Source organism: Enterobacter sp. HNDS-6 (assembly GCF_039850505.1).
Lineage (GTDB): Bacteria > Pseudomonadota > Gammaproteobacteria > Enterobacterales > Enterobacteriaceae > Enterobacter > Enterobacter kobei.
Genome location: NZ_CP156673.1, coordinates 4146536 through 4164677, shown reverse-complemented (window position 1 = coordinate 4164677; position 18142 = coordinate 4146536). Strand labels below are relative to the sequence as shown.

General features: G+C 56.4%; 14 protein-coding genes. 9 read left to right on the top strand and 5 right to left on the bottom strand.

Annotated elements, in window-relative coordinates:
• Window positions 1–103: 103 nt before the first annotated feature.
• A complete protein-coding gene (locus ABFI50_RS19550) occupies window positions 104–1441 on the bottom strand; it encodes a TolC family outer membrane protein (RefSeq protein ID WP_023337257.1) in 1338 nt (445 codons plus the stop codon).
• A gap of 738 nt (window positions 1442–2179) precedes the next feature.
• Between ABFI50_RS19550 and ABFI50_RS19545 the strand changes: the two genes are divergently transcribed.
• The gene (locus ABFI50_RS19545) at window positions 2180–2923 is read left to right on the top strand and encodes a DeoR/GlpR family DNA-binding transcription regulator (RefSeq protein ID WP_023338309.1); all 744 of its coding nucleotides are present in this window, start codon (window positions 2180–2182) and stop codon (window positions 2921–2923) included.
• Window positions 2924–2936: 13 nt separating this feature from the next.
• Entirely contained in the window at window positions 2937–4004 is a 1068-nt protein-coding gene (locus ABFI50_RS19540; RefSeq protein ID WP_250127959.1) for an oxidoreductase, read from the top strand.
• 90 nt (window positions 4005–4094) lie between these two features.
• On the opposite strand, the gene cybB is transcribed toward ABFI50_RS19540, so the two are convergent.
• Entirely contained in the window at window positions 4095–4625 is a 531-nt protein-coding gene (gene cybB, locus ABFI50_RS19535) for a cytochrome b561 (RefSeq protein ID WP_014883764.1), read from the bottom strand.
• A 190-nt stretch (window positions 4626–4815) separates the two neighbouring features.
• Between cybB and gap the strand changes: the two genes are divergently transcribed.
• A complete protein-coding gene (gene gap / locus ABFI50_RS19530; RefSeq protein WP_347484851.1) occupies window positions 4816–5817 on the top strand; it encodes a type I glyceraldehyde-3-phosphate dehydrogenase in 1002 nt (333 codons plus the stop codon).
• A gap of 54 nt (window positions 5818–5871) precedes the next feature.
• Here gap and ABFI50_RS19525 read toward each other — a convergent pair whose 3' ends face one another.
• A complete protein-coding gene (locus ABFI50_RS19525) occupies window positions 5872–6666 on the bottom strand; it encodes a YdcF family protein (RefSeq protein WP_088126785.1) in 795 nt (264 codons plus the stop codon).
• A gap of 203 nt (window positions 6667–6869) precedes the next feature.
• On the opposite strand from ABFI50_RS19525, the gene ABFI50_RS19520 reads away from it, so the two are divergent.
• The 4 genes from ABFI50_RS19520 to ABFI50_RS19505 all read left to right on the top strand — a co-directional run bounded on the left by ABFI50_RS19520 (window position 6870) and on the right by ABFI50_RS19505 (window position 11765).
• Window positions 6870–8522 carry an MFS transporter gene (locus tag ABFI50_RS19520; protein ID WP_023337255.1) on the top strand — a complete coding sequence of 551 codons (1653 nt, stop codon included), beginning with the start codon at window positions 6870–6872 and terminating at the stop codon, window positions 8520–8522.
• A 22-nt stretch (window positions 8523–8544) separates the two neighbouring features.
• Window positions 8545–9627: an HlyD family secretion protein gene (locus ABFI50_RS19515; RefSeq protein ID WP_023330366.1), complete on the top strand. Its 1083-nt coding sequence runs from the start codon at window positions 8545–8547 to the stop codon at window positions 9625–9627.
• Complete coding sequence (locus ABFI50_RS19510; RefSeq protein ID WP_045135156.1) at window positions 9624–11003, top strand: efflux transporter outer membrane subunit; 1380 nt, start codon at window positions 9624–9626, stop codon at window positions 11001–11003. Before ABFI50_RS19515 ends, ABFI50_RS19510 begins: the two co-directional genes overlap by 4 nt.
• Window positions 11004–11105: 102 nt before the next feature.
• A complete protein-coding gene (locus ABFI50_RS19505) occupies window positions 11106–11765 on the top strand; it encodes an O-methyltransferase (protein ID WP_180253407.1) in 660 nt (219 codons plus the stop codon).
• A 70-nt stretch (window positions 11766–11835) separates the two neighbouring features.
• On the opposite strand, the gene hrpA is transcribed toward ABFI50_RS19505, so the two are convergent.
• Window positions 11836–15738, bottom strand: a complete 3903-nt coding sequence (gene hrpA / locus ABFI50_RS19500) for an ATP-dependent RNA helicase HrpA (protein WP_023330363.1) — start codon at window positions 15736–15738, stop codon at window positions 11836–11838.
• 205 nt (window positions 15739–15943) lie between these two features.
• Between hrpA and azoR the strand changes: the two genes are divergently transcribed.
• Together azoR and ABFI50_RS19490 are read left to right on the top strand one after the other, a co-directional pair.
• Entirely contained in the window at window positions 15944–16549 is a 606-nt protein-coding gene (gene azoR / locus ABFI50_RS19495) for an FMN-dependent NADH-azoreductase (protein WP_008502313.1), read from the top strand.
• An 89-nt stretch (window positions 16550–16638) separates the two neighbouring features.
• The gene (locus tag ABFI50_RS19490; RefSeq protein ID WP_023330362.1) at window positions 16639–17325 is read left to right on the top strand and encodes an RluA family pseudouridine synthase; all 687 of its coding nucleotides are present in this window, start codon (window positions 16639–16641) and stop codon (window positions 17323–17325) included.
• Window positions 17326–17332: 7 nt separating this feature from the next.
• Here the strand turns inward: ABFI50_RS19490 and ABFI50_RS19485 are convergent, their stop codons facing one another.
• Window positions 17333–17872, bottom strand: coding sequence for a DUF2058 domain-containing protein (locus ABFI50_RS19485; RefSeq protein WP_032636630.1), 540 nt, complete (start codon window positions 17870–17872; stop codon window positions 17333–17335).
• Between the last annotated feature and the right edge of the window lie 270 nt (window positions 17873–18142).

The window sequence follows — 18142 nt, the reverse complement described above, 5'->3', positions numbered from 1 at the left end:
GTGCGGATTCCTGTGGATATGTCCACCAGATGGATGTAGCTATCCCTGGGAAAAAACACCCATTATTTTCAGTCTTATTTTGCGCAGCTATGCGCGTCTTTTTTTAACTCAAATCGGGTAATTTTGCGGCAGCGTTTTTCTCTATTCCAATAAGCGACATTAAATTATCAACCGCGGAAGCATAATTAATTGCCGAACTCCACCCATCATACTCAGCGATTATTTTTGCCGACGTGGCCTGCCAGACATCCTGCTCAACGCTAAGCAAATCATTAATGCTCCGCTTGCTCAGGGTGTATTCATTTTTATAAACATCACGGGCACGCAGTGCATTTTCCAGCTGCAGCTTACCGGCTTCCATTCTTCCCCGTGCACCGGTCCAGTCAGCCTGCGCAACGGAGGCTTTTTGCAGAACATCGAAGCGCGCCTGATCAACCATAGAAGAGGCCATAGCCCGTGCGCCTTCTGCCTGACGCACACGTGCGGAGACCGCGCCGCCCTGATAAAGCGGTGCATCAATATTGAGCTGGATCTGGTCGTCCCAGTAAGAACGGTTGTCCGACTCATAACGGGTACGCCCCCCCTTCAGGCTTAAGGTCGGCCAGTGCTGGGACTTCGCCGTTTCCACGCCGTACTGGGCCGAACGCTCCCGGTTCTGCGCCGCTAACACCGTGGGTATCAAGGAATAATCAATGCGGTTAAGCGAATCAGGCTCAACGGCGAGGTTCGCAGGCACGGGCGAATAAGCATCAGCCTGCATCCCGGTTAAGACCGCAAGCCTTGCGCGGGCGCTGTTTAAGGCGGCGTTATACTGCGCGACCGTTGCCTGCATGCCAGCAATACGCGTGCGGGTCTGCAGTTCATCGGAAGTGGAGCTCACCCCTGCATCCGCACGCAGTTTTGCCAGTTGCTCAACATTTTTAAGCGCCTGAACGTTGTCCTTTGCCGCCTGGAGCAGATCGGAATAGCGTTTAACTTCCACGTAGCTGAGTGCCGTTTTCTCCGCCACATCAGAGAGCGTACTCATCAGCTGGTAGCGGTAACTATCGCGCTGGGCGGAAGACTGGCTGATGCTGTTATTGGTTTTCCCGAAATCGTACAGCAGCTGGGTCAGGCTAATCCCCCAGGCCGCAGAATTCTTCAGCGATCCGCTGGAATCGGTGGTCTGGCTATGACCCGTGCTCCCGTTCAACGCGATTTGTGGCATCCAGCCGCTACGCGCTTCATCTATTTGCGCCTGACCAATACCTAATTGCGCGGCCTGCTGACTAATTGAGGGATCGCGATCGATAGCAAAAAGAATACTTTCTTTTAAGGTCGTCTTTGCCACTGCGGCAATCCCTGCCTGGTGACTATTGGCATAAGCCGTATTTATGGCGAATGAAATTAATGCCAGTGCTGTTGTAAATCGGCGTAACATAGGCTTTCGCAATATCGTCATTTTTATCTCCCTGACTCTGAGCCAAACTCAGGCAATTACCCAAAAAGAGGTATAGATAATTAGACAAATATCTTCTTTAGCGTCCTCACTGAATTTCAGGTAAAACTCCCCCATACCCATTTCCATTGGAAGTGAGAAAGTCCGTCGTCTTATTTCAATTAAGAATTTACTTATTTCTTAAACTGATTTGCAGCATAACAAAATGTGGTATAGGCCACTACACCCACAATGTTAATGTGGTGTTACAAATAAGAAAAAAGATGGGGTTTCTGGACAAAACCATAAAAAGGGCATTTCAAATGAAACATATAAACCCTCTGTTATTTAAGGAAAATTCCTAATCTACTCTCTGTACATTTTTGCGTTAATTTCCAGGAGCGTCAGACACAAAGATTTTCAAAGAAGTGTCAATTTAAGTTATTACCCATCTCGCACCAAAATAAAAATCCATTAAAAAACTAAAGTAAGAGATTAATCGCCATTATAAATCTTATTTACAGATCTTTATTCCGCACAATGGTATTATAATGGTTACATAACCCAAATCATTAAATAAAACATAACAATAACACTGTGGTTAACATTCAAAACGGCTTAATGATATCTGCTTAATACAAATGTAATAATCACCTACCGGAATGACTGCACCTCCCGACCACTTACCCCATTCCCCTGCTTCCCTCTGCGCAAAAATGCTGTATTATGCGAATTATTGCGACATTTTGCAGGAGTGCATCCATGCACAAGACCGCACGTCAACGTTATGTCCTTGATATTTTGAGCGATCAAGGTCAGGCTAGCATTACTGAGCTGGCAGAAAAGCTGCAGGTTTCAGCAGATACCATCCGTCGGGATCTCACCGACCTGGAAAATCAGGGGCTGGCCCAGAAGAACCACGGTGGCGCTATCGCCCTTAATCTTTCCGCCATGAATCGTCAGGGCCGCAACACGCTGCTGCCTGAAACCAAGCAACGCCTGGGGAAACAGGTCGCGCAGGCGGTTCCAGCCGGTTCCACCCTCTTTCTGGATGCCGGCAGCACGGTGATGGCCGTCGCGACCTTTCTTCAGGGGCCTCACACCGTGATCACCACTTCGCTGGACATCGCCCAGCATTTTAGCGACCGGGAAGACATTGATCTGATCCTGCTCGGCGGGAAATGGGACCCGAAACAGCGCCTGTTTGCCGGAAGCGCCACGTTGTCGTTGCTCTCCCGCTATCGGGCAGATATCGCCATTCTTGGGGCTTGCGCCATTCATGCCGAACTCGGTCTGAGTGCCGGTAAAGAGGCCGATGCTGAGGTGAAACGTGCGATGCTCGCCGCAAGCCATGAACACTGGATCGTGGCCGACCATCTGAAAGTTAACCGCTGTGAACCGTATCTGGTTTCAGGGTTATCCGACATTCATCAACTCTTTTTAGATCGTCCCTGGCCTGAGCTTGGGGACCCTGGCGCATTACAGGTCACCGTATGCGCGCAATAACGTGGAGAAGGTCATGAGTAAAGTTCAAACAATCAACATTGCGCTGATCGGGTATGGATTTGTGGGTAAAACCTTCCATGCTCCGCTGATCCAGTCCGTGGACGGGCTTAGGCTGGCGGTGGTCTCTTCCCGTGATGAAGAGAAGGTAAAACGCGATCTTCCGGATGTGCTTGTGGTCGCGACACCGGAAGAGGCTATTCAGCATCCTGATATCGACGTGGTGGTGATTGCCTCGCCTAACGCCACTCACGCCCCGCTGGCTACGCTGGCCCTGAACGCCGGGAAACATGTCGTCGTGGATAAGCCTTTTACCCTCGACATGAAGGAAGCCCGCGACCTGATCGCGCTGGCGGATGAAAAACAGCTCCTGCTCTCTGTTTTTCATAACCGCCGCTGGGACAGCGATTTCCTCGGCATTAAACAGATTATTGCGCAAGGCACGCTCGGCAAGGTCAAGCACCTGGAGTCGCATATTGATCGCTTCCGTCCGGAAGTCCGCGTGCGCTGGCGCGAGCAGAACGTTCCCGGGAGCGGTCTGTGGTTTGACCTGGGGCCGCACCTGATCGACCAGACGCTACAGCTGTTTGGCCTGCCTGAGTCGGTTCAGGGGAATATCGCGACGCTGCGCGAGGGTGCGGAGATCGACGACTGGGCGCATGTGGTTTTAAATTACCCGGCGCACAAGGTTATTCTGCACGCCAGCATGCTGGTCGCTGGCGGGACGACGCGCTTTACCGTTCACGGGGATAAAGGCAGCGTGGTAAAGGCCAGAATCGATCAGCAGGAAGCACAACTGCTTGCAGGAGTGATCCCCGGCAGCGAAACCTGGGGAGAAGACAGCGACAGCATGGTGTTCTTCGGGGCAGACGGTGCAACGCAGACGGTTGTCACGCCGAAAGGCGACCAGCGCCAGTATTACATCCACGTGCGTGATGCGCTGCGCGGGGAAATCCCCCATCCTGTTCACCCTGTCGAGGCGTTAGCGGTCATGGCTGTGCTGGAAGCGGCGGTGAAATCATCAGAGACCGGGACAACGCAGACGCTGGCGTTAACGGCTGAAGAGCGTGCGCTGCTGGGTTAAAAAACAAGCCGGGTGGCGCTGCGCTTACCCGGCCTACGAGTTTGAGCCGTTTGTAGGCCCGTGCAAGCGAAGCGCCGCCGGGCGAAAAGACTACTGACGCTTTTTCGGCATCATGCGCAGCAGCGTATTGTCTTTCCAGAAATAGTGATGCATTAGCGCCGCCGCCGCGTGCAGACCAATCAAGAAATAGCCGAGATTGGCGAGCGTCTCGTGCCACTCCTTCAGCATATCCACCAGATCAAAATTCCCTTCCGCCGCATGCGGCATCAGCAGGCCAAAGGCAAACCAGTCGTTTCCGCGGTTATACATCATCACAATGCCAATCAGCGGCAGCGCAATAAACAGCAGATAAACGATGAGATGCCCAAGGTGCGACATACCGGTGATCATCGCTTTGGGTTTCGGCTGAATAGGCGGTGCGGGATATTTAAGGCGGATGAGCAATCTCGCCACCATCAGCACCAGCACCGAGATCCCGCAGGAGACGTGGATCATGTTTATCACCGGGCGATCGGTACGCGGGAAAAAGCCTCTAAACTCCATCGCGCAGTAGGCGACGACAACTAACAAAAACACCAGCCAGTGAATCGCAATCTGCAGGCTTGAATATTTAGTACGCATGGGATTTCCTGAAAAAAAAACAGTCACCGCGCCAACATAATCTCCTTTCCTTAAAAATTCATTAACTTTTCTGTATGACTTTTCAGTCACTTCCCTGCGGATGAAGTATCTTCAATTGCCGCCCTGTCCGTGATGGTCTAAGCCTGGATGAGTTCAAACTGTCGTATCGACATGTTCACAGGAGAACACAATGAGTAAAATTGGCATTAACGGATTCGGACGCATTGGACGCCTTGTTCTGCGCCGCCTTCTTGAAACTCAGGACAGTAATACTGTCGTCGCCATCAACGACCTCACCTCCCCGAAAGTGCTGGCTTACCTGCTCAGACATGATTCCAACTACGGTGGCTTCCCATGGAGCGTAGATTTCACTGAAGATGCGCTGATCGTCGACGGTAAGACCATTGCGGTATACGCGGAGAAAGAGGCAAAGCATATTCCATGGAAAACGGCGGGGGTGGATATTGTCGTGGAGTGCACCGGCTTCTACACCTCTGAAGAGAAATCCCGGGCACATCTGGACGCAGGTGCGAAAAAAGTGCTGATTTCGGCACCTGCAGGTGACATGAAAACCATCGTCTATAGCGTGAATGACGACACGATTAACGCCAGTGACACCATTATTTCCGTCGCGTCCTGCACCACCAACTGCCTGGCCCCGCTGGCAAAAGCCCTGCACGATGCGTTTGAAATAAAAGTGGGCACCATGACCACCATCCATGCCTACACCGGCACCCAGGCGCTGGTGGATGGACCGCGCGGGAAAGATCTACGCGCCTCGCGGGCAGCAGCTGAGAACATTATTCCGCACACGACCGGTGCTGCAAAAGCCATCGGCCTGGTGATCCCTGCGCTCAACGGCAAGCTGAAAGGCCACGCGCAGCGCGTGCCGGTAAAAACCGGCTCCGTCACCGAGCTGGTCGCCATTCTGGGCAAGAAAGTTACCGTTGAGGAGATCAACGCTGCGCTGAAAAAGGCGACCCAGGGGAATAAATCGTTCGGGTATACCGATGATGAAATTGTGTCGTCAGACGTGATTGGTTCGCACTACGGTTCGGTATTCGACGCCACACAGACGGAGGTGTCGGAAGCGGGAGACCTGCAACTGGTGAAGGCCGTCGCGTGGTATGACAACGAGTATGGTTTCGTGACGCAGCTGGTGCGTACGCTGGATAAGTTCGCCGCGCTGTGAAATTCCCCCTCACCCTGACCCTCTCCCCAAAGGGGCGAGGGGATTGCCCCGTGCTCAGATGATTTTACGCGCCACCTTCAGGACCGGATCCTGCTGAAGCTGTTTCCAGGCTTCGGTGACAGCCTCAGGGAATTCGACGTGCGCGATAAAATCCCGCCCGGCCGGGCCGTAGCCGTTCTCATCGTCATACAGACGCGGCAGTTCCCCCATCACCAGCGAAAGGTAACGCTCAACGGCCCACAGCCCTGCGTTACCCTCGCTAAATACCACGCCGTTTTTGCCGTTTTGCAGTATTGGCGTCATTCCCGGGTGGCTAATCCACTGCGGAGAAACGGGCTCATCGCGGCAAACGCGGGCGAATGTCGCCATCGTACGGCGCTGCATCGTCGGATCCTGAACCACCAGCATTCGTCCGCTTGTTCGCTGGTGCTGTTTCAGCATGTTCCAGCTAAATCGGGCGTTTTCTCCGCAGTTAGTGGAGCGATCTTCAACCCACAGGCGCGACTCGGGGATCTGCCAGAACTCCCGCGCAATGTCGGCAAGAATGCTTGCTTCCGCCCGCCCGGACGCCGGCAGTGGGTGATAACGGGGGTGGTGACGGATCGCATCATACAAAAACGTTGTCGAGTGGCCGATACCGCCGCTAATCAGCAGCGGAACCTGCTTTTCTGCGGCAATTCGGCAGGCGGCTTCAATGGTCGGGATCACCGCGTTTCCTGCCAGAATCACCCCATCAACATCCGGGGTTTGAGACGTGCCGCGGAGATCGTCCTGCGCCAGCCATTCACCGACAGTATTGATGGCCGTAAGCGTAGCGTCCGGCAGGACGGGGAAATGGGGCTGAACCATGGTGAACTCCTCCTCAGTGTTACCTCAGGGTAGCGACTTCGACTTATCAACACAACGGGGGTGCTGTGCCGCTCTTTTTCCTTAAAAGCCCTCTCAACATTTGATTAACATGCGTAAATCATATTCACTTGAATTATCATTTGCGGCAGACGTAGAATCGCCAGTCGACACATTTTTCCATTATTTCTAAGGTAAACAACGTTATGCGCCTGCCCGAACGCGATCCTTATGCTCCTCGCGAGTGGCAGCCACATGAGAAACCCGCTCTGCTGGGGTCGCCTTCCACACCTGAACACAGCACGCCCAAACGGATTGCCTACGGCGTCGTGGGCCTGCTGGTGTGCCTGACGGGGGCGCTGGGTAATGCGGTGGTGACCGCCAATCTGCAAAACCTGCAGGGCACCTTCGGCGCCTGGTCAACGGAAATCGCCTGGCTGCCCGCGGTCTATGTGATGACCAACATCTCCATCAACCTGCTGCTGGTCAAATTCCGCCAGCAGTACGGTCTGCGCGCCTTCACCGAAGGGTTTCTGGTGCTGTATGTGCTGGTCACCTTTTTCCATCTGTTTGTTAACGATCTCAGCTCAGCGCTGATGGTGCGCGCCGCGCACGGGATGGTGGCCGCCGCGCTCAGCTCGCTGGGGATTTACTACCAGATCCAGGCCTGGCCGGCGAAACATCGCCTGAAGGCGCTGACCATCGGCATTACCGGCTCGTCACTCGCCATTCCGCTGGCGCGGCTGTTTTCGACTGAACTGCTCCAACTGGACGAGTGGCGCGGATTGTATTTCTTTGAACTGGGGCTGGCGCTGATCTCCCTGGCCTGCGTGATCGCGCTGAAGCTGCCGCCGGGTGACCGACGCAAGGTCTTTGAGAAGAAAGACTTTGTCACCTTCTTTCTGCTGGCGCCGGGCATGGCCTTGCTGTGCGCGGTGCTGTCGCTGGGACGTCTGGACTGGTGGTTTGAAGCGCCGTGGATCGGCTGGTCGCTGGCGTTATCGCTGGTGCTGATTGTGTCCGCCATTGTCTTTGAACATAACCGCACTAACCCGCTGCTGAATACCCGCTGGCTGTCGAGCGGCAGCATCGTCCGTCTGGGACTGATTATGCTGCTGATCCGCATCGTGCTGGCGGAGCAAAATACCGGGGTGATTGGCTGGTTACAGTATGTGGGATTACAGAATGAGCAGATGACCCATCTGGCGTGGTCCATTTTCGCCGGGATCGTCTGCGGGATCGTCACCAGCTGTCTCACCATCAAGCCCACAAAACTGGCGTGGCCGATTATTACCTCCCTGGCGCTGATGATCATTGCCTCGCTGCTGGACAGCCAGTCCAATAACCTGACCCGCCCGGACCAGCTGATGGTCAGCCAGTTCCTGCTGGGCTTCGGCAGCGCCTTCTTCCTCGCCCCGGCCATGCTGGCCGCCATTGGCGGAGTGATCGCCGACCCGCGTAATCTGGTCAGCTTCTCGGTCATGTTTGGCATGAGCCAGAACCTCGGCGGTCTGCTCGGGTCGGCGATCCTCGGTACTTTCCAGACCTGGCGTGAGAAGTACCACTCCAGCCTGCTGGCAGACCAGCTCACCACGCTCAACCCGCTGGTCAACGAGCGCATTCAGCTTTATACCCAGATGTATAAAAGCCTGATCGGTGACAGTTCGCTGTTGGGAACTCAGGCAATTACCCAACTACAAAGCGTCACCGCCCTTGAGGCAAATATTCTGGCTTACAACGATACTTATCTTCTGACGGCAAGCATCGCTGCCGCCACGCTGGTCTGGATTTTATGGCGCTTGCTGCGTCTGCGCATCACTGCCCGTATGGCGCTGAAGAACGCCACCGGCAACAAGTAATTGAAAGAGTTCTGGAGAATTTATGAGTCAGCAGGATGCCGCCAAAGAGCAGGCCAACACCCGCAAAAATGTGCGCATTGTTTCCGTTTTCACCGCCGCTGCCATCGGTCTTGTCGGCGTGCTGGTGATCCTTTACGCCTGGCAGTTACCGCCCTTTACCCGGCACGTGCAGTTTACCGACAACGCCTACGTGCGGGGGCAAACGACGTTTATCAGCCCGCAGGTGAATGGCTATATCACAGAGGTGAAGGTTCAGGACTTTGTGCAGGTCAAAAAAGGCGATCTGCTGCTGCAGATTGATGACCGCATCTACCGTCAGCGGGTGCATCAGGCCGAGGCGCAGCTAGCGATGAAAATTGCCGCCCTGAATAATAACCTGCAGCAGCGTAAAAGCGCCGAAGCGACGATTGCCAAAAATGAAGCCGCGCTGAAAAATGCCCGCGCCCAGAGCCTGAAAACCCAGGCGGATTTGAAGCGCGTGAAGGATCTGACGGCGGATGGGTCACTTTCCGTTCGCGAACGCGATGCCGCCCTGGCAAGCGCGGCTCAGGGCAGCGCCGATATCGACCAGGCGAAAGCAACGCTTGAGATGTCGCGTCAGGATCTGCAGACGGTGATTGTCAATCGCGGGGCGCTGGAGGCGGACGTTGAGAACGCCAAAGCGGCGCTGGAGCTGGCTCAGATCGATCTGCAAAACACCCGCATTGTGGCCCCGCGTGATGGCCAGCTGGGGCAGATTGCCGTGCGTCTCGGGGCGTATGTGACCGCCGGGACCCATCTCACCACCCTTGTGCCACCCCAGCACTGGGTTATTGCCAATATCAAAGAGACCCAGCTCGCGGAGTTGCGCGTCGGTCAGCCGGTGAAATTCACCGTCGATGCCCTGAACGACAAAGCGTATCAGGGCCGCGTGGAGAGCATCTCTCCCGCAACCGGCGTGGAATTCAGTGCGATCACGCCGGATAACGCCACCGGTAACTTTGTCAAAATTGCCCAGCGAATTCCGGTGCGCATTGAGGTACTCGGTAAGCCAGAGGAATCCGCCCTGCTGCGTCCGGGCATGTCGGTGCAGGTAACAATTGATACGCGGGAGGCGAAACCATGATCCTGCGTCCGATAGCCGGACTGGTCGTGGCGGTGATGCTGGCCGGATGCCAGTCCGTCGACGTCAAACCTGCGCAGCCCACGCTGCACATTCCTGCGCAATGGCGGGCCACCTCGGGCCCAATCAGCCCGACGGAACAGCTCTGGTGGCGTAACTTTCATGACAACCACCTGAACCGCTATGTAGACCAGGCGCTTAAGAATAACAGTGACGTGTTGATCGCCCGCGAACGGATAAACGAGTATCAGGCGCGGGTCTTTGCGGCCGATGGCAGCCTGTTTCCCTCGCTTGACGCGGGCGTCACGGGGACGCGCGCCCGTTCGCAATCCGCTGCGACCGGGTTGCCCGTCTACGGTACGGTGTACAGAGGCAGCCTGACGGCGAGCTACGACGTTGATATCTGGGGCGTCAACCGCAGCACGGCGAATGCCGCTCAGGCGTCGCTGGAGGCGCAAAAAGCCGCCGCTGCCGCCGCGGATTTGACCGTCGCCTCGTCCGTGGCTTCCGGGTACGTCACCCTGCTCTCACTTGACGAACAGCTGCGCGTGACCGAATCCACGCTGAAGTCCCGCGAAGAGGCGTTTAACCTCGCGAAACGTCAGTTTGAAACCGGCTACAGTTCGCGCCTGGAGCTGATGCAGTCTGACTCCGAATTACGTTCAACGCGGGCGCAGGTGCCCGTGTTACAGCATCAGATTGCGCAACAGGAAAATGCGCTTAGCCTGCTGCTGGGAAGCAATCCCGGCGCGGTAGCGCGCAGCGAAAGCTTTGCGGCGCTGACGCCGCTGGCGCTGCCGTCGCAGCTGCCTTCCACGCTTCTGAACCGTCGCCCGGATATCGTTCAGGCTGAACGCCAGCTGGTGGCGGCGGATTCCTCCCTTGCCGCGTCGCGCGCCAGCCTGCTGCCATCGATCAACCTGACCGCCACCGGATCGATTCAGGATCGCACCCTTTCTGGTCTGCTGGACAATCCGCTTCAGCTCTGGAGCGCCGGGGGCAGTATTCTTGCCCCGCTGCTGAACCGCCAGGCGCTGAATGCGCAGGTGGATATTTCCCAGTCTCAGCGTAACCAGGCGCTGTACGCCTATGAAAAAACCGTGCGTAACGCGTTTGCGGAAGTGAACAACAGCCTTGATGCCATTACGCGCTATCAGGAACAGCTGACGGAGCTACTCGCCCAGCAGGCTGTGGCGCAGGAGACGCTGCGCATTGCGCAGAATCGCTATCGCAACGGCTATTCTTCCTATCTGGACGTGCTGGACGCGCAGCGCACGCTGTTCTCGGTCCAGACCAGCGTCGTGCAGGTGAAAAATAATCTGCTGCTGGCGCAGATTGATTTATACAGGGCGCTGGGCGGCGGCTGGGGCAGTGCCTGAAATCCTGCCCGGTGGCGCGTCGCTTACCGGTCCTGGATTTCGCACCCGTAGGCCGGGTAAGGCGTAGCCGCCACCCGGCAATCCTTCCCAAGGAGTCAATCTATGCAACAACAGTGGTCTGCAGTAGATAATTTCATGATTTCTTTGCTGATCCCTGACGATGACGTACTGAGTCAGGTACTGGAAAACAACAAGCGCGCCGGGCTGCCCGAACACGACGTGGCGGCCAATCAGGGGCAGCTGCTGGCGCTGTTCGTGCGCATGACGCAGGCAAGACGCATTCTCGAGATCGGGACGCTGGGTGCCTATAGCTCAATCTGGATGGCGCGCGCCCTGCCGCCGGACGGAAAGCTGATCACGCTGGAGGCCGACCCGAGTCATGCCGACGTTGCGCGTCAGAATATTCACCTCGCGGGGCTGAACGATCGCATTGAACTGGTTGAAGGCCCGGCGCTGAGCTCGCTCGAAAATTTTGGTGACGTCCCGCCGTTCGACCTGATCTTTGTTGATGCCGATAAGCCGAACAATCCCGGCTATCTGGAGTGGGCGTTGCACTATTCCCGTCCCGGTACGGTAATTATCGGCGATAACGTGGTACGCGAGGGTGAAGTCGTTAACGGGCAAAGCGACGACGCGCGCGTGCAGGGCGTGCGGCGTTTTATCGAGATGACTGGAGATAACCCGCGCTTAACCGCCACCGCGCTGCAAACGGTGGGGGTTAAGGGATGGGATGGGTTTACGCTGGCGATTGTGAATGGGTGAAAATTGTGCGGGCTGATGCCCTCACCCCGACCCTCTCCCACAGGGAGAGGGAGAAAATCGGGCAAGGCTTTTAGCCAGAGATCTGCTCCATCGCCTGCAGGATACGCTTATCCGAAATCGGATACGGCGTACCGAGCTGCTGGGCAAAGAAGCTGACGCGTAGCTCCTCGATCATCCAGCGGATCGCCTGCACGTCTTCATCGTCGCGGCGCGCCGGCGGCAGCTTGTTTAGCCACTGCTGCCACGCCTGCTGCACGCTTTCCACTTTCAACATCTGCGCGCGATCGCGGTGCGGGTCGATGGCCATTTTCTCCAGACGTTTTTCAATTGCCTGCAGATAGCGCAGCGTATCGCCGAGACGGTTGAAGCCGTTGCCGGTGACAAAGCCACGATACACCAGCCCCGCCATCTGCGCCTTCACGTCCGACAGCCCCAGCGCCATGGTCATATCCACGCGCCCCTTCAGGCGCTTGTTGATGTTGAACACGGCGGTGAGGATCTGCTCGACCTGTTTGGCAATCTCCACCACGGTGTCGTTAAGCTCCGCGCGGACCTTTTCATGAAGCTGAGCAAAGCCCTCTTCCGTCCAGACCGGACCGCCCGCCTCGTGGATCAATTTGTCCACGCCGCAGGAGATGCAGTCGTCAATCAGATCCAGCACTTTGCCGTACGGGTTAAAGTACAGACCCAGCTTGGCCTTGTTCGGCAACTTCTCGTGCAGGTACTTGATCGGCGACGGAATGTTCAGCAGCAGCAGGCGACGCAGCCCGCGCCACATCATCTGCTGCTGTTCCTGCGGGTTATCAAACAGCTTGATCGCCACGCTGTCGCGCTCGTCCACCAGCGCTGGCCAGGCTTTCACCTTATAGTTACCGCGTTTTTGCTCGTAGCTTTCCGGAAGCTGACCAAAACTCCAGATATGCAGCCCGCTCTGCTCGATACCGTCGTCCGCCACCGCAGAGAGCGTCTCCTGGACTTTCCCTTTCAGCGCCTCTTTTAGCTCGCTCAGGGAACGCCCTTCCAGCAGCTTTTTGTTTTTATCATCCACCACGCGGAAACTGATTTTCAGGTGATCGGGTACCTGTTCCCAGTTCCAGTCTTCGCGGTCAATGGTGGTGCCTGTCATGCGGCGGAATTCTCGCTCCAGCGCGTCCAGCAGCGGCAGCTCCAGCGGCGTGACGCGGCCCAAAAACGCTTCCGCGTAGTTCGGCGCAGGCACAAAATTACGCCGCACCGGTTTCGGCAGCGATTTAATCAGCGCAATGACCAGCTCGCGGCGCAGGCCGGGGATCTGCCATTCAAACCCGCTCTCGTCGACCTGGTTTAACAGCGGCAGCGGAATGTGGACGGTCACGCCGTCCGCATCGGCCCCCGGTTCAAACTGATAGGTCAGACGCAGCTTGAGATTGCCCTGATGCCAGAAGTTCGGGTAGTCGAGCTTGCTGACCGACTCCGCCCCCTCTTTAATCAACATGCTCTTTTCAAAATTGAGCAGGTCCGGCGTCTCTTTACTGGCCTTCTTCCACCAGCTGTCAAAGTGGCGGGCGGAAATCACATCGTGACTGATGCGCTGATCGTAGAATTCGAACAGCGCCTCGTCGTCTACCAGGATGTCGCGACGGCGGGATTTATGCTCAAGCTCTTCCACTTCGGCGCGCAGCTTCAGGTTTTCGCGGAAGAACGCATGGCGCGTCTGCCAGTCGCCCTCCACCAGCGCGTGGCGGATAAACAGCTCGCGGCTGAGCGCCGGGTCAATCTGGCTGTAGTTGACCTTACGCGCGGCCACCACCGGCAGGCCATAAACGGTCACCTTCTCGGTCGCCATCACTGCCCCCTGCGCACGCTCCCAGTGTGGTTCACTGTATGAGCGTTTCAGCAGATGCTGCGCGACTGGCTCAACCCATTCCGGGTCGATCCGCGCGGCAATGCGTCCCCACAGGCGGCTGGTTTCCACCAGCTCGGCCACCATGGTCCACTTCGGCGGCTTCTTGAATAAGCCGGAACCGGGGAAGATGGAGAAACGGGCATTGCGCGCGCCGGTATACTCCTGCTTCTCTGCGTCCTTCATCCCAATGTGGGACAGCAGGCCGGTCAGCAGCGCGATATGAATTTCACGGTACTCCGCCGGCTCACTGTTCACCGGAATGCCCAGCTCTTTCACCACCTGGCGCAGCTGGGTGTAGATATCCTGCCACTCGCGCACGCGCAGGTAGTTGAGGAAATCCACGCGGCACTGGCGGCGGAACTGGTTCGAGGAGAGCGCTTTCTGCTGCTCGCCGAGATAGTTCCACAGGTTCACGAAGGCGAGGAAATCGGACTCTTTGTCGTGGAAGCGACGGTGTTTTTCATCTGACGCCTGCTGTTTATCCATCGGACGCTCGCGCGGATCCTGAATGGAGAGCGCAGAGGTGATAATCATCGCCTCGCGCACGCAGCCGTGCTTCTGGGCTTCCAGCACCATGCGCGCCAGACGCGGGTCGACCGGCAACTGGCTGAGCTGACGACCCAACGGCGTCAGTTTATAGACCGTAGCCTGCTCGTCGGTGGTAATGGCCCCCAACTCTTCCAGCAGGCGGACACCGTCCTGAATGTTGCGTTTGTCCGGCGCTTCCACGAACGGGAACGCCGCGATGTCGCCCAGCCCCAGGGCGGTCATCTGCAGGATAACGGACGCCAGGTTGGTACGCAGAATTTCCGGGTCGGTAAACTCCGGGCGCGACAGGAAATCGTCTTCGGAATAGAGACGAATACAGATCCCTTCCGACACACGACCGCAGCGGCCTTTACGCTGGTTGGCCGACGCCTGAGAAACCGGCTCTATTGGCAGGCGTTGCACCTTGGTGCGGTAGCTGTAGCGGCTGATACGCGCCGTGCCCGGGTCGATCACGTATTTGATCCCCGGTACGGTCAGCGAGGTTTCCGCCACGTTGGTCGCCAGCACAATGCGGCGTCCGCCGTGCGGCTGGAACACGCGGTTCTGCTCGCTGTTCGACAGGCGCGCGTACAGGGGCAGGATCTCCGTATGACGCAGATCGCGCTTGCTGAGCGCATCGGCGGTATCGCGAATTTCGCGCTCGCCGCTCATAAAGATCAGAATGTCGCCCGCACTTTCGTTGCCCAGTTCGTCGACAGCGTCAAAGATGGCCTGGAGCTGGTCGCGCTCGGTATCATCCGCCTCTTCGACAATCGGGCGATAGCGCACTTCCACCGGGTACGTGCGTCCTGACACTTCAATTATCGGCGCATTGTTGAAATGCTTCGAGAAGCGCTCCGGGTCGATGGTCGCGGAGGTGATGATGATTTTCAGATCCGGACGACGCGGCAGCAGTTCTTTCAGGTAACCGAGCAGGAAGTCAATGTTCAGGCTGCGCTCGTGCGCTTCGTCGATGATGATGGTGTCGTACTGCATCAGCAGGCGATCCTGCTGGATTTCCGCCAGCAGGATACCGTCAGTCATCAGCTTGACCATGGTGTTATCGCTGACGTGGTCGCTGAATCGCACCTTGTAACCGATGCAGCCGCCCGGCTCGGTTTGCAGCTCTTCGGCAATACGGTTCGCCACGGTACGCGCCGCCAGACGACGCGGCTGGGTGTGGCCAATCAGACCTTTCACCCCGCGTCCCAGCTCCATGCAGATTTTCGGCAGCTGAGTGGTTTTCCCCGAACCGGTTTCCCCTGCGACAATTACCACCTGGTGGTCGCGCACGGCTTCCAGGATGTCCTGTTTTTTCTGGCTGACGGGCAGGTTTTCCGGGTAGGTAATCGCCGGACGTGCGGCTTCGCGCAGCACAACTTTCCCTGCCGCCTGTTCAATCTCTTTCGCCATCTCCTGATAAATGGCCTGTTGTGCATCAGGATTTTTAACCTTCTTCACACCGTGCAGACGACGCGCAAACCGCTGTTTATCGCGCAGCATCAGGGCATCAAGCCTTTGCAGGAGCATCGGGAAGGTGATTTTTTGGTGTTCTGTCATAGCGTTAATGGGCAGTGCTCTGCCGGGTAAAATCTCTTTTTAATGATTGCTATAGAGTACCACATTGACGCTTTCTGCGCCTTATTCAAAAAATTCGAACATAGACTTCGATATATTGCGCTATCTCTGTGGCAGGATTGTGAATAGAGTGTCAACAAGCAACGGGGCAACCCCCTTCAATCAAATGCAAAAACAGGAATCACCCATGAGCAAAGTATTAGTGTTGAAATCCAGTATTCTGGCAGGGTACTCTCAGTCTGGTCAGCTGTCTGATTATTTCGTTGAACAGTGGCGTGAACAGCATTCCGCTGACGAAATCACCGTGCGCGACCTGGCGGCAAACCCTATTCCTGTGCTGGACGGTGAACTGGTTGGCGCGCTGCGTCCGAGCGATGCTCCGCTGAGCCCGCGTCAGCAGGAAGCCCTGGCCCTGTCCGACGAACTGATTGCTGAGCTGCAGGCGCACGACGTTATCGTGATTAACGCCCCAATGTACAACTTCAACATCCCTACTCAGCTGAAGAACTACTTCGACCTGGTGGCGCGTGCTGGCGTAACCTTCCGTTACACTGAAAACGGCCCTGAAGGTCTGGTGAAAGGCAAGCGTGCGATCGTACTGACCAGCCGCGGCGGTATCCATAAAGACACCCCAACCGACCTGGTTGCGCCGTACCTGAGCCTGTTCCTGGGCTTCATCGGCATCACTGACGTGAACTTCGTGTTCGCGGAAGGCATCGCTTACGGTCCTGAAGTGGCAACGAAAGCGCAGACCGACGCGAAAGCCGCGATCGACAGCCTGGTTGCCGCCTAAGATTTCCCCCTCTCACCGCCCGGTGGGAGGGTTTTTCTTTTCTCCACATTTCGTTATCATCCGCTCCCACTCTCCAGCCGGGCGGCCTGATGTCTGCGATTATTGATTCTTTTATTGCCCCACCGTGTCATGACGACATCGAGATCCTCTGGCAGGATGAACATCTGCTGCTGATCAATAAGCCTTCCGGTCTGCTCAGCCTCTCGGGGAAAAATCCGCAAAACCTTGATTCTGTCCATTATCGTCTGGTTCAGACGTTCCCGGGCTGCACGCTGGTACATCGTCTCGATTTCGGCACGTCCGGGCTGATGGTGATTGCGCGTAATAAAGCGATCAATGCGGCGCTCTGCCAGCAGTTCAGCCAGCGCAGCGTGGAGAAAGTTTACAGCGCCCTGCTTTGCGGACATCTGGAAAACGATGAGGGCGTGATAGATGCCCCGATTGCCAAAGATCCGGCGCTGTTCCCGCTGATGTCAATCTGCGCCATTAACGGTAAACCCGCCCGCTCCCGCTATCGGGTGGTGGAACGTTTTTATCAGGGAACGGGAGTGCCGTTAACGCGGGTGACGCTTACCCCGGAAACCGGGCGAACCCATCAGCTGCGTATTCACTGCCAGCAGCTGGGGCACCCGATTCTGGGCTGCGATCTGTATGGCGGTCTTGACGCGCCGGGGGCGGAAATCACGCCCCGGCTGATGCTGCATGCCTGCGAGCTGAATTTTATTCATCCGGTGAGCGGCGAGCCGGTTACTGCCCGTCACACCGCCCCGTTCTGACGGCGGTTTACCACATCAAATCGTCAGGGATTTTGAAGTCCGCGTAGGGATCGTCTTCATCCTGCTCTTCCTGACTGAGCGCGCTGTTTAACACAATGCAGTCGGCATCACGCTGGGCAATTTTATCGGCCACGACTGCCGGGATAATCGCGTATTCACAGTCGCCGCTGGCGTTAATCACCAGACGGGCAATCGCCAGACGGCCGTTGATCAGCTGAGTCTGGGTTTGCTTGTCGACGTCGAGTTTTTTGATCAGATTACCGTCAGTGAAGTTAAAGGTGATATTGCCTTTCGCCACGGTGATGCGGTTCATCTCAATCAGCTGCTTCACCTGTGCTTTAAACTCTTTTGCCAGCACGGCCTGCTTCTGCTGTTCGCTGAGCTGCTTGTCACGCTCGATCTGCGCTTTTTTATTCTCTTCCACTGCTTCGCGCGCCTCACGAGCCTGAACGCGTGATTTCTTTGCCGTACGCTGCACTTTCGCCGCTTTCTTGCTGCTAACGAGGCCCGCTTTCAGCATCTGCTCTTGTAAGGTGAGTTTTGTCATGATCGTTTCTAAACCGGTTGGAAATTTTGGGGATTATAGCGGGAATTGAACAGAAATAAAAAAATGCCAATCCTCTACAGCGGGTTAACGGCAACGGCAAAGCACATATACGACGCTGAACCGTAGGCCGGGTAAGCGCAGCGCCACCCGGCAAGAAGGCAGCGACAGGCGAGTATCACGCTTCATGAACTTCGCTCATGTTGCAGTGAAATTAAGTCACTTCCCCTGCGCCGCGGGGTCAGGCATAAATTATGCATCGGTAACTTCTTA